Annotated in this window: 10 protein-coding genes; 5 read left to right on the top strand and 5 right to left on the bottom strand. The window is 70.0% G+C overall.

Features of this window, described 5'->3' with window-relative positions:
* Positions 1 to 2 precede the first annotated feature (2 nt).
* From ACWHMB_RS01360 to ACWHMB_RS01375, 4 genes are all read right to left on the bottom strand, one after another.
* Positions 3 to 1,205: an MFS transporter gene (locus tag ACWHMB_RS01360; protein ID WP_293224041.1), complete on the bottom strand. Its 1,203-nt coding sequence runs from the start codon at positions 1,203 to 1,205 to the stop codon at positions 3 to 5.
* Entirely contained in the window at positions 1,202 to 1,666 is a 465-nt protein-coding gene (locus ACWHMB_RS01365; protein WP_293224040.1) for a MarR family winged helix-turn-helix transcriptional regulator, read from the bottom strand. The genes ACWHMB_RS01360 and ACWHMB_RS01365 overlap by 4 nt, the downstream gene beginning before the upstream one ends.
* 97 nt (positions 1,667 to 1,763) lie before the next feature.
* Complete coding sequence (locus ACWHMB_RS01370; protein ID WP_377481110.1) at positions 1,764 to 2,213, bottom strand: DUF1810 domain-containing protein; 450 nt, start codon at positions 2,211 to 2,213, stop codon at positions 1,764 to 1,766.
* Between the two features lie 12 nt (positions 2,214 to 2,225).
* Complete coding sequence (locus ACWHMB_RS01375; protein WP_377481113.1) at positions 2,226 to 3,221, bottom strand: diaminopimelate dehydrogenase; 996 nt, start codon at positions 3,219 to 3,221, stop codon at positions 2,226 to 2,228.
* Positions 3,222 to 3,310: 89 nt separating this feature from the next.
* On the opposite strand from ACWHMB_RS01375, the gene ACWHMB_RS01380 reads away from it, so the two are divergent.
* Positions 3,311 to 3,934, top strand: coding sequence for a response regulator transcription factor (locus ACWHMB_RS01380; RefSeq protein WP_377481116.1), 624 nt, complete (start codon positions 3,311 to 3,313; stop codon positions 3,932 to 3,934).
* Between the two features lie 58 nt (positions 3,935 to 3,992).
* Here the strand turns inward: ACWHMB_RS01380 and dacB are convergent, their stop codons facing one another.
* On the bottom strand, positions 3,993 to 5,477 hold the full coding sequence (gene dacB / locus ACWHMB_RS01385) for a D-alanyl-D-alanine carboxypeptidase/D-alanyl-D-alanine endopeptidase (protein WP_377481119.1): 1,485 nt from the start codon (positions 5,475 to 5,477) through the stop codon (positions 3,993 to 3,995).
* Between the two features lie 187 nt (positions 5,478 to 5,664).
* On the opposite strand from dacB, the gene ACWHMB_RS01390 reads away from it, so the two are divergent.
* The 4 genes from ACWHMB_RS01390 (at position 5,665) to secF (ending at position 12,711) form a co-directional block, all read left to right on the top strand.
* Complete coding sequence (locus ACWHMB_RS01390; RefSeq protein ID WP_377481122.1) at positions 5,665 to 9,267, top strand: indolepyruvate ferredoxin oxidoreductase family protein; 3,603 nt, start codon at positions 5,665 to 5,667, stop codon at positions 9,265 to 9,267.
* A gap of 179 nt (positions 9,268 to 9,446) precedes the next feature.
* Complete coding sequence (gene yajC / locus ACWHMB_RS01395; RefSeq protein ID WP_293222085.1) at positions 9,447 to 9,773, top strand: preprotein translocase subunit YajC; 327 nt, start codon at positions 9,447 to 9,449, stop codon at positions 9,771 to 9,773.
* A gap of 87 nt (positions 9,774 to 9,860) precedes the next feature.
* Positions 9,861 to 11,744, top strand: a complete 1,884-nt coding sequence (secD, locus tag ACWHMB_RS01400) for a protein translocase subunit SecD (RefSeq protein ID WP_293222083.1) — start codon at positions 9,861 to 9,863, stop codon at positions 11,742 to 11,744.
* Between the two features lie 13 nt (positions 11,745 to 11,757).
* Positions 11,758 to 12,711, top strand: coding sequence for a protein translocase subunit SecF (gene secF, locus ACWHMB_RS01405; RefSeq protein WP_377481126.1), 954 nt, complete (start codon positions 11,758 to 11,760; stop codon positions 12,709 to 12,711).
* Positions 12,712 to 12,713: the final 2 nt, after the last annotated feature.

The following is a 12,713-nucleotide window of genomic DNA, read 5'->3' on the forward strand; positions in this document are numbered from 1 at the left end:
CCCTACCGGGGAGCGGCGGCCAGCGGCATGGGCGCGGCGCCGTGCGCCAGCACCTTGTCGATGTGCAGCAGGTGGCGCCGGCTGTAGGCCAGCACGCCCGCGCCCAGCAGCACGGCGGCGGCGCCGACCCAGTAGGGCACGTGGTCGTTGATGCGCTCGCCCAGAAAGCCCGCCAGCCAGGGCGCCACCGCGCCGCCGGCAAAGCGCACGAAGCTGTAGGCGGCCGAGGCGACGCCGCGCGGCACCGGCGCGGCGTTCATGACGGTCTCGGTCACCAGCGTGTTGTTGATGCCCAGAAACAGCCCGGCCACCACCACGCCGGCCACCAGCACCGCGCGCTGCTCGGTCCAGAGCGCCATCGCCGCCAGCACCAGCGCGAAGCCGAGCAGGGCGGCCAGGATCGACGGCACGGTGCCCCAGCGTTGCTGCAGGCGCGGCGCGATGAACACCGACGAGACGGCCAGCGCCACGCCCCAGCCGAAGAACACCAGCCCCACCTGGTGCGCGTTCATGTTCAGCGGAAACGGCGTGTAGGCCAGCAAGGTGAAGAAGCCGAAGTTGTAGAGCAGCGCCGTCAGCGCCACGCCCAGCAGGCCGCGATGCCGCAGGGCGCGAAACGGCTCGCCCAGGGACGTCGGCTGCGCGCGCGTCGCGGTCCTGGGCAGCAAAAACACCGTGACCAGCAGCGCCACGGTCATCAGCACCGAAACGCCGAAGAACGGGCCGCGCCACGAGATCGAGCCCAGCACGCCGCCGATCAGCGGCCCGGCAGCGATGCCCACGCCCAGCGCGGCCTCGTAGAAGATCACCGCCTCGCGCACCGAGCCGCCCGAGCTGGAGACGATGGCGGTGAGCGCGGTGGCGACGAACAGCGCGTTGCCCAGGCCCCACAGCGCGCGCCAGCCGACGATGGCGCCGATCGAGTCGGAGGCCCCGGCCAGGCCGGCGCTGACGATAATGATCGCCAGCCCCAGCAGCAGGGTGCGCTTGACGCCCAGGCGGCTGGACACCGCGCTGGTGATCAGCATGGCCAGGCCCATGACCACCATGTAGCTGGTGAACAGCAGCGAGGTCTGCGAGGGCGTGGCGCCGAGCGAATCGGCAATGGGCTTGAGGATGGGGTCGACCAGGCCGATGCCCATGAAGGCGATCACGCAGGCGAAGGCGACGGCCAGCACGGCCTTGGGTTGGTGCAAAAAATTCATGGCGAGCGGCGGGTCGGGGGAAGTTGGTTGTAGGCGGCGTCCAGCAGCTCGCGCAGCGCGCGCGTGGCGGCCTGCAGGCGCTGGCGCCGGGGCGCGTCCATGGGCGCCATCAGGGTGTCGATGACGCGCGTGCGCGCACTGCGGGCGTCGGCCAGCACGGCGCGGCCGGCGTCGGTGAGCGTGAGCGGCGTGGCGCGCGCGTCCTGGCGGTCGCGCGCGCGGGCCACCCAGCCCAGCGCTTCGAGCTGCTGCAGGCGCGTGGTCATGGTCGGCTGGCTGCAGCGCTCGGCGCGGGCCAGATCGCTGGTGCGCGCCTCGCCCCAGTCGTCGATCTGCGCCAGCACGCGCACCTGGGCCACCGGCACGGTCCAGTCGCTGTGGTGCGTCACCCAGCGGTTGAGCCGCACGATGACGTCGAGCAACTCGGCGCCCGTCGAGGCATCAGAGGCCGGACTGGACATTGCCGACGGGATAATTGCATAGCATAACTATGCAATTGTAGGCTCGGCGGCCGACCATTGCAACACGATCGCTGCAGGGCCGCCGCGCCCCCGCCGGTCAGCGCGCCGCCGGCGGCGCCGCGAGCAGGCGCAGCGTGGCTGTGTCCGGTGCGCCGCCGAAGAAGGTTTCGAGCGCGTCTTGAAAGGGCGCGCTGCCGGGCGCGGCCTGCAGGAACAGCGTCAGGCAGGAATGCAGCTTCAGCGCGTCCACCGCGCCCAGCATGTCGTCGGCGCGGCGGCCCGCGTGTGCGTTCAGCGCCGCCACGCATTCGCGCAGCCGCGCGCCGAGCAAGGGGTGGGCCAGATAGGCGCGCGCCTCGTCCAGGCCCGAGAGGGCGTAGCGCTGAGACATCGCGCTGTGGCCCAGGCCGGCCAGCTGCGGCAGCACGTACCAGCTCCAGTGCGTGCGCTTGTGGCCGGCGCGCAATTCGGCCAGCGCGTCGGCGTAGCTGGGCTGCTGCGCCTGCACGAAGCGCACCAAGTCCCAGCGGTCTTGGACGCCGGGCATGGCGGTCCGCCCCTACAGGTCGCCGCGGCGCAGTTCTTCGGCGCTCTTGGGCGACAGCAGGCCGGGCGCGACGTCGAACACCGTCAGCGCGCCGAAGCGGCCCTGCTGGTGCAGGCGGTGCACGGCGCGCGCGTAGGCAACCAGCACGCTGGAGGTGAACTCGGGGTTGCTGTCCAGCTGCAGGCGGTATTCGATCACGTGCTTGTGCGCGGGCGTGGTGTTGCCGCTGCGGATGACGAAGCCGCCGTGCGGGATGCGGCCGTGCTCGCGGGCCAGCAGCTCGGCGCTGACGAAGTGCACCGTGGTGTCGTACTCGTCGAAGTAGTGCGGCATGCTGACGATGGCTTGGCGCACCGCGTCGGGGTCTGCGCCGTCCTTCAGCACCACGTAGCACTCGCGCGTGTGCTTCTGGCGCGTGCTCAGGCTGGGGCGCGTGCCGCTGCGCACCTGCTGCATGGCGGCCTCCACCGGCACGGTGTACTGCACGGCGCCGGCCACGCCGGGCACGCGGCGCAGCGCGTCGGAGTGGCCCTGGCTCACGCCCTTGCCCCAGAAGGTGTAGGTCTCGCCATCGGGCAGCAGGGCCTCGGCGTAGACGCGGTTGATCGAGAACAGCCCCGGGTCCCAGCCGGCCGAGATCAGCGCCGTGGTGCGGCCGGCGCGCGCGGCGGCATCGACGGCGGCGAAGTGCTCGGGGATGCGCGCGTGGGTGTCGAAGCTGTCGACGATGCAAAAGCGCGCCGCCAACTCGGGCGACTGCAGCGGCAGATCGTCCTTGGAGCCGCCGCACAGGATCAGCACGTCGAGCTGGCCGGCGTGGCCCGCCAGATCGGCCATGCGATGCACCGGGGTGCCGGCCGCCAGCGGCGTGACCTGGGCCGGGTCGCGCCGGGTGTAGATGCCGCTCACGCGCAGGTCGGGGTTGTGGGCCATGGCGGCTTCGACGCCGCGCCCGAGGTTGCCGTGCCCGACGATGCCGATGCGGATGGGTTTGCTTGCTGCTGCCATGAAACGAGCCTGGAAAGGTGGGTGAAAAGGTCGGACGGGCATTATGAAACGCCGCGCCGCTGGCCCGACCGCCTCCTAGAATTCACCCCATGACCCACCCCGGTGATGCCATCGTCCACATCATCGACGACGACCCCAGCGTGCGCGAGGCCATGGCCTGGCTGCTGCGTTCGCGCCGCCTGCTGTCGCAGACCCACGCCAGCGCCGGCGCCTTCGAGCAGACGCTGGGCGAGGCCGAGCCGGCCACGCCCGGCTGCATCCTGCTGGACGTGCGCATGCCGGCCGTCAGCGGCCTGACGCTGTTCGACCGCCTGCTGGCGCGCGGCGTGACCGCCGTCTGGCCGGTGATCTTCCTGACCGGGCACGCCGACGTGCCGACGGCGGTGGACACCGTCAAGCGCGGCGCCTTCGACTTTTGCGAGAAGCCGTTTTCGGACAACGCCCTGGTCGACCGCGTGGAGCAGGCGCTGGCGCTGTCGCGCGAGCGGCTGGCCGAACGCGCCCGGCGCCAGGCGCTGCAGGCGCGGCTGGCCGAGCTGACCGAGCGCGAGGCGGCGGTGATGACGCGCATCGCCGAGGGCCGCGCCAACAAGCAGATCGCCGACGAGCTGAACATCAGCGTGCGCACGGTCGAGGTGCACCGCGCCCGCGTGTTCGAGAAGATGGACGTCAAGTCGGCCGTCGAGCTGGCCAATTTGATACAAAAACGATAGCTGCCTGCGCTTGATTGGAGGGCGCTGCAGGCTGATTTGGCTTGAAAATGCCGGCCGGCTACTCGAGCGGCTGATCGCGGATCGCCCACTCCGCCAGCCGGTCCAGCGCCGGCCGCGCGGCGCCGGCGCGGGGGTCGTTGACGATCCCCACCACCGCATAGGCCTGGCCCGAGCGGCCCCAGGCGTAGCCGGCAATGGCGGCCACGTCGCGCAGGCTGCCGGTCTTCAGCCGCGCGTTGCCGATCGCCTCCGACTGCGGGCTGCGTGCCGCCAGGCGGCGCAGGGTGCCGCTCACGCCGGCCACCGGCAGCGAGCGCTCGAACACCTCGGCGTTGGGCCCGACGGCCGCCTGCTGCAGCAGCGCCACCAGCGAGGCGGCCGTCACCCGCCCCTCGCGCGACAGGCCCGAGCCGTTGTCCACCACCGGCGTGGCGCGCAGGCCGAAGCGGCTGCGCCACCAGCGCTTGAGCGTGTTGGTGGACTCGGCAAAGCTGCCGTGCCCGTCCACGCTGGCCGACAGCGTCAGGAACAGCTGCTGCGCCATCACGTTGTTGGAGTACAGGTTGATGTCGTGCACCACCTCGCCCAGCGGCAGCGAATAGCCCGTCACCAGCGGCTGGCCGGTGGCGGGGCGATCCAGCCACAACACCCGCCCACTCAAGGTGCCGCCGGCGGCGCGCCACATGCCCTCGATCACGCGCGGGGCGAAACGGTCCGGGTCGGGGTAGGCCACGGCCCACTGCTGCTCGCCGCAGGCCAGTGGAAAGCGGCCCTTGAAGCGCACCTGCAGCGGGTCGCTGAAGTCGGCCGCCAGCAGCGTGCGCCAGTCGCCGCAGCGGCCCTTGGCGGCGGTCACGCGTGGCGGAACCTGCACCTCGGCGATGGGCGGCTCGCTTTCCACGCGCACGCCGCCGCGCTCGGGGATGAACTTGAACACCAGCGCCTTGAAGTTGACCAGCAGCCCGTCGGGCCCCACGTTGTAGGGCCGCAGCGGGTCGTCGTCGAAGGCGGCCGCATCGTGCGGCGGCAGCTTGAACACGCTGCGGTCCAGCCCGATGTCGCCGTCGATGGCGGTGATGCCCTTGGCGCGGATGGCGTCGATCAGGCCGGCCAGGCGCTCGCGCACCAGCTTGGGGTCGCCGCTGCCCTGGATCAGCAAGTTGCCGTGCAGCACGCCGTCCTTGACGTAGCCCTGGGTGTAGACGCGCGTTTTCCAGAAATAGCCCGGCCCCAGCAGGTCGAGTCCGGCGTAGGTGGTCACCAGCTTCATCACCGAGGCCGGGTTCATCGCCGCGTCGGCGCGCCAGGCCAGGCGCGGCGCCGGCAGCGCCTGCGGCGCGGCGGCCGGGTTGGCCTCGCCGCTGGCGTTGACCGGCTCGGGTCGGCGGCTGACGGCGCCCGGCGGCGGGGGCAGCGGCGCCACCACCATGGCCACGGCCGACTCGGGCACGCCGGCCTGCGCCAGCGCCGCCGCCACCTCGGCCGGCAGGGCCGCTGTCGGCGCCGCGCCCGCGCTGGCCGTGCCCAGCAGCAGTGCCCCCATTCCCAGGATCCGGACCGGCCATCGCGTGTGCATGGGCGCCAAGTGTAGGCGCGCGGCCTGGCGCGGCGGCAAAAAAGGCGGCCGGGCGGGCGCCGCGCGAGCCGCCCCTGCGCCGGCATGAACCGGGGGAGGCCGCATACACTCTGGGCAATCGCGCCCCGCCACCGCTCCCGAGGAGACCCGCCCCATGAACGCCCCCCTGCCCGAATCCATCCGCCAGGCGCTGGAAACCGTCACGCTGGACGACAAGTACAGCCTGGAGCACGGCCGCGCCTTCATGAGCGGCATCCAGGCCCTGGTCAAGCTGCCCATGCTGCAGCGCCAGCGCGACGCCCTGGCGGGCAAGAACACCGCCGGCTTCGTCAGCGGCTACCGCGGCTCGCCCCTGGGCGGCTACGACCAGGCGCTGTGGGCCGCGCGCCAATATCTGCAGGCGCAGAACATCGTGTTCCAGCCCGGCGTCAACGAAGAGCTGGCCGCCACGGCCCTCTGGGGCACGCAGCAGCTGGGCTTTGCGCCGCCCGGCAGCAACAAGTTCGACGGCGTGTTCGGCATCTGGTATGGCAAGGGGCCGGGGGTGGATCGCTGCTCGGACGTGTTCAAGCACGCCAACATGGCCGGCACCACGCCCTGGGGCGGCGTGATCGCGGTGGCGGGCGACGACCACATCGCCAAGAGCAGCACGGCCGCGCACCAGAGCGACCACATCTTCGAGGCCTGCGGCTTTCCGGTGTTCTTCCCGGCCAGCGTGCAGGAGATTCTGGACCTGGGCGTGCACGCCTTCGCCCTCAGTCGCTACGCCGGGGTGTGGACCGGCATGAAGACCATCCAGGAGGTGGTCGAGTCCAGCGCCACCGCCATGATCGACCCCGAGCGGGTCGAGATCGTGGTGCCGACCGACTTCGAGATGCCGCCCGGCGGCGTGCACATCCGCTGGCCCGACTCGGCGCTGCCGCAGGAGGAGCGCCTGTTCAACTGGAAGTGGTATGCCGCGCTGGCCTACATCCGCGCCAACCGGCTGAACCGCAACGTCATCGAGGGTCCCAACGACCGCTTCGGCATCATCGCCAGCGGCAAGGCCTACAACGACACGCGCCAGGCGCTGCTCGACCTGGGCCTGGACGACGCCACCTGCCGCCAACTGGGCATTCGCCTGCACAAGGTGGGCGTGGTGTGGCCGCTGGAGCCGCAGGCCACGCGCCAGTTCGCCACCGGGCTGAAGGAAATCCTCGTCGTCGAGGAAAAGCGCCAGGTGATCGAGTACCAGCTGAAGGAAGAGCTGTACAACTGGCGCGCCGACGTGCGCCCCAACGTGGTCGGCAAGTTCCGCAGCGGCGGCGAGGGCGACATGAGCGGCGGCGAGTGGTCGCGCACCAACCCCACGGCCAACGTGCTGCTGCGCGCCACGGCCGACCTGACGCCGGCGCTGATCGCCCGCGCCATTGCCGAGCGGCTGAAGAAGCTGGGGCTGGACGCCGACACCACGGCGCGCCTGGACCGCCAGCTGGCCATCCTGGACGGCGCCCAGCACACCCTGCAGGTGCTGCAAACCGAGGGCAGCGGCGCCGAGCGCCTGCCCTGGTTCTGCTCGGGCTGCCCGCACAACACCAGCACGCGCGTGCCCGAGGGCTCGCGCGCCATGGCCGGCATCGGCTGCCACTTCATGAGCATCTGGATGGACCGCAACACCATCGGCTTCACGCAGATGGGCGGCGAGGGCGTGCCCTGGACCGGCCAGCAGCCCTTCAGCAACGAAAAGCACGTGTTCGCCAACCTCGGCGACGGCACCTACTACCACAGCGGCACGCTGGCGGTGCGCCAGAGCGTGGCGGCGGGCGTCAACATCACCTACAAGATCCTCTACAACGACGCCGTGGCGATGACGGGCGGCCAGCCCATCGGCGAGCGGCCCGAGGGCCTGTCCGTCGTGCAGATCGCGCAGAACATGCGCGCCGAGGGGGCCAGGAAGATCACCGTCGTCACCGACCAGCCCGAAAAGTACGAGGGCGCGCGTGCCGAGGGATTGCCGAGCGGCATCGAGATCCAGCACCGCGACCGGCTGGATGCCATCCAGCGCGAGTTCCGCGAGATCGAGGGCACCACGGTCATCATCTACGACCAGACCTGCGCCACCGAAAAGCGCCGCCGCCGCAAGCGCGGCACCATGGTCGACCCGGCCGTGCGCGTGGTCATCAACGAGCTGGTGTGCGAGGGCTGCGGCGACTGCAGCGTCAAGAGCAACTGCCTGTCGGTGGAGCCGCTGGAAACCGAGTTCGGCCGCAAGCGCACCATCAACCAGAGCACCTGCAACAAGGACATTTCCTGCGTCAAGGGCTTTTGCCCCAGCTTCATCACGGTGGAGGGCGGGCAGCTCAAGAAAAAGGCCAAGACCAAGTCCGGCGTCTCGCCCTTCGAGCTGGGCGCGCTGCCCGAACCGACGCTGCCGCAGGCCCAGCCCGGTGGCGCCTGGGGCATCGTGGTGGCGGGCGTGGGCGGCACCGGCGTCATCACCATCGGCCAGTTGCTGGGCATGGCCGCGCACATGGAAGGCAAGGGCATCATCACGCAGGACGCGGCGGGCCTGGCGCAAAAGGGCGGCGCCACCTGGAGCCACGTGCTGATCGGCGCCAGCCAGGACGACATCCGCACCACGCGCGTGAGCGCGGCCGCGGCCGACCTGGTGATCGGCTGCGACCCCATCGTGGCGGTGAACCCCGAGACGGTGTCGCGCATGCGCGAAGGCCGCACGCACGTGGCGCTGAACGCCTACGCCACGCCCACCGCCGCCTTCGTCAAGGACGGCGGCTGGCAGAACCCGGCCGCGCGCTGCGCCGTCGACATCGCGCGCGCCGTGGGCGAGGCCGGCGTGGCCAGCTTCGACGCCAACACCGTGGCCAGCAAGCTGATGGGCGACACGTTGTACGTCAACCCCATGCTGCTGGGCTACGCCTGGCAAAAGGGCTGGGTGCCGCTCGAGCGCGCCTCGCTGCTGCGCTCGATCGAGCTCAACAACGTGCAGGTCGAGAACAACAAGGCCGCGTTCGAATGGGGCCGCCAGGCGGCGCACGATTTCGAGCGCGTCAAGAAGGCGCTGGCCAGCCTGGGCGAGCAGCCGATCCAGCTCAAGCCGCGCGAGACGCTGGAGTCCATCGTCGCGCGGCGGGTGGAGTTTTTGACCGGCTACCAGAACGCCGCTTACGCCCAGCGCTACCAGGCCTTTGTCGACCAGGTGCGGCAGGCCGAGGGCACGCTGGGCAAGACCAGCCTGAGCGAGGCGGTGGCCAAGGGCCTGTTCAAGCTGATGGCCTACAAGGACGAGTACGAGGTGGCGCGCCTGCACAGCGATCCGGCTTTCCTGGCACGCGTCGAAGGCATGTTCGAAGGCGACTTCAAGCTGAACTACCACCTGGCGCCGCCGCTCTTGGCCAAGCGCAACGAAAAGGGCGAGCTGGTCAAGGCCAAGTACGGCCCGAGCATGCTGCGCAACTTCCGCATCCTGGCGCGCCTGAAGGGCCTGCGCGGCACCGCGCTGGACGTGTTCGGCGCTACCTCCGAGCGCCGCACCGAGCGCGCCCTGATCGGCGAATACCGCGCCAGCATCGAGGAGGTGCTGAAGGCCCTGAACGCCGACAACCACGCCACGGCGCTGGAAATTGCCCGCATCCCCGAGCAGATCAAGGGCTACGGCCACGTGAAGGATCGCAACCTGAAGGCGGCGCGCGAGCGCTGGGGCGCACTGCTGGCGCAGTGGCGCGATCCGCAGGCCGCGGCGCTGCGCCGGGCGGCCTGAGGCGCGCCGGGCGGCGCCGCGCGCGGGCGGGCGGAACTCTGCCGCGCCCGCCGGGGTCTTCACGGCACCCGCGCGAATTACAATAAAGGGTTCGCCCGCGCGCGGGTGAAGCCGTCCCATCTCGGGCGCCGCCGGGTGCGTGCGCCGTCTCGACCTTCCCCCTTTCAGGAGTTGCCCCCGTGTTCATTTCCAACGCCTTTGCCCAAACCGCCCCCGCCGCCGGGGGCGACATGTCCTCCTCGCTGATGAGCATGCTGCCGCTGGTGCTGATGTTCGTGGTGCTGTACTTCATCATGATCCGCCCGCAGATGAAGAAGCAAAAGGAGCACCGCGCCATGATCGAGGCCTTGGCCAAGGGCGACGAGGTGGCGACCGCCGGCGGCCTGCTGGGCCGCGTGACGGCGCTGGGCGAGGGCAGCCTCACCGTGCAGGTGGCGCAGGGCGTGGAAGTGCAGATGCAGCGCAGCGCCGTGGTGCAGGTGCTGCCCAAGGGCACCCTCAAGTAATCACCGGCGGCGCGCGCCGCCCCTCTCGCGGCCCGGGCCGGGCACACCGGCCGCCCGGGCCCTCGCTTTCGACCTGGCCCCTCTCCCATGAACCGCTATCCGATCTGGAAGTACGCGATCATCCTCTTCACGCTGGTGATCGGGGTGCTCTACACCCTTCCCAACTTCTACGGCGAGGCGCCCGCCGTGCAGGTGACCGCCGGCAAGGCCATCACCCGGATCGACGCCGACACCCTGGCGCGCGTCGAGGGCATCCTGAAGCAGGCGGGCACGCCGCCCAACCAGCTGACGCTGGAAGGCGGCTCGGTGTGGGCGCGCTTCGACACCACCGACGTCCAGCTCAAGGCCAAGGACCTGGTCGAGAAGCAGCTCAACCCCGACCCGTCCGACCCGGGCTACATCGTGGCGCTCAACCTGGTGTCGCGCACGCCCGCCTGGATGCAGGCGATCAACGCCAAGCCCATGTACCTGGGGCTGGATCTGCGCGGCGGCGTGCACTTCCTGCTGCAGGTGGACATGCGCACGGCGCTGACCAAGAACCTGGACACCCAGGTGAGCGACCTGCGCGTGGCGCTGCGCGACAAGAACGTGCGCTACGGCGGCATCTCGCGCGAAGGCCAGACCATCGAGGTGCGCGCCGGCCAGGACCCGGCCGCGCTGGACGCCGTGCGGCGCCTGGTGCAGGACAAGTTCCCCGACCTGCAGGTCAACCAAGCCGCCGGCGGCGACGGCCGGGTGGTGCTGAACTACAAGCCCGAGGCCCTGCGCCGCGTGCAGGACAACGCCATCAAGCAGAACATCACCACGCTGCACAACCGCGTCAACGAGCTGGGCGTGGCCGAGCCGGTGATCCAGCAGCAGGGCGCCGACCGCGTGGTGGTCGAGCTGCCCGGCGTGCAGGACGTGGCCAAGGCCAAGGACATCCTGGGCCGCACCGCCACGCTGGAGATGCGCCTGGTGGACGACAGCGCCGAGGGCCGCGCGGCGGCGCTGGGCCAGGGCCCGGTGCCTTTCGGCGACGAGAAATTCCTGGAGCGCGACGGCACGCCGGTGGTGGTCAAGCGACAGGTCATCATCAGCGGCGACAGCCTGACCGACGCCCAGCCGGGCTTCGACTCGCAGACCCAGCAGCCCAAGGTCGACCTCACGGTGGACGCCAAGGGCGGTCGCATCATGCGCGACGTCAGCCGCGAGAACCTGAAGAAGCGCATGGCCATCATCCTGTTCGAGAAGGGCAAGGGCGAGGTGCTGACGGCGCCGGTGATCCAGGCCGAGCTGGGCACGCGCTTCCAGATCTCGGGCTCGATGAGCGTGAGCGAGGCCAACGACCTGGCCCTGCTGCTGCGCGCCGGCTCGCTGGCCGCGCCGATGGAGATCATCGAGGAGCGCACCATCGGCCCCAGCCTGGGCGCCGACAACATCACCAAGGGCTTTCACAGCGTGATGTGGGGCTTCGTGGTGATCGTCATCTTCATGACGCTGTACTACCACCTGTTCGGGCTGTTTTCCTCCATCTCGCTGTCGTTCAACCTGTTGCTGCTGGTGGCCATCCTGTCGATGCTGCAGGCCACGCTCACCCTGCCCGGCATGGCGGCCATGGCGCTCACGCTGGGCATGGCCATCGACGCCAACGTGCTGATCAACGAGCGCATCCGCGAGGAACTGCGCGAGGGCATGTCGCCGCAGGCGGCCATCCACGCCGGCTATGACCGCGCCTGGGCCACCATCCTGGACTCCAACGTCACCTCGCTGATCGCCGGCCTGGCGCTGCTGGCCTTCGGCTCGGGCCCGGTGCGCGGTTTCGCCGTGGTGCACGTGATCGGCATCCTGACCTCGATGTTCTCGGCGGTGTTTTTCTCGCGCGGCATCGTCAATCTCTGGTATGGCCGCAAGAAGAAGCTCAAGACCGTGTCGATCGGCACCGTCTGGAAGCCCAAGGCCAAGGGCGAACTGGTGTCGGACGCCGGCTGAGCGGAGCAAGACCATGGAATTTTTCAAGATTCACCGCGACTACAACTTCATGCGCTACGCGCTGCTGTTGAACGTCGTCTCGTTCGTCACCTTCGCGCTGGCGGTGTTCTTCCTGGTCACGCGCGGGCTGCACCTGTCGGTGGAGTTCACCGGCGGCACCGTGATCGAGGTGGCCTACAGCCAGCCGGCCGACCTGGGCAAGGTGCGTGACACCATGGCCAAGATGGGTTACGCGGATGCGCAGGTGCAGAACTTCGGCACCTCGCGCGACGTGCTGATCCGCCTGCCGCTGCAAAAGGGCGAGACCTCGGCGCAGCAGACCCAGCAGGTGATGACGGCGCTGCAGGCCGCCGATGCCGACGTCGAGCTGCGGCGCAACGAGTTCGTCGGCCCGCAGGTGGGCAAGGAACTGGCCTCCAACGGCCTGAAGGCGCTGGCCTTCGTGGTGATCGGCATCATGATCTACCTGTCGCTGCGCTTCGAGTGGAAGTACGCGGTGGCCGGCATCATCGCCAACCTGCACGACGTGGTCATCATCCTGGGCTTTTTCGCCTTCTTCCAGTGGGAGTTCTCGCTCTCGGTGCTGGCGGCGGTGCTGGCGGTGCTGGGTTATTCGGTCAACGAGTCGGTCATCATCTTCGACCGGATCCGCGAGGCCTTCCGGCGCTTTCGCAAGATGAACACGGTGGAGATCATCAACCACGGCATCACGGCCAACATCAGCCGCACCATCATCACCCACGGCTCGACGCAGATCATGGTGCTGTCGATGCTGCTGTTCGGCGGCGAGACGCTGCACTACTTCGCGGTGGCGCTGACCATCGGCATCCTGTTCGGCATCTACTCCTCGGTGTTCGTCGCCGCCGCCATCGCCATGTGGCTGGGCATCAAGCGCGAGGACCTGATCAAGACCCACCGCTCGGGCGGCACCGACCCGAACGACCCCAATGCCGGTGCGGTGGTGTAGTC

It is taken from the genome of Ottowia pentelensis (assembly GCF_964341695.1).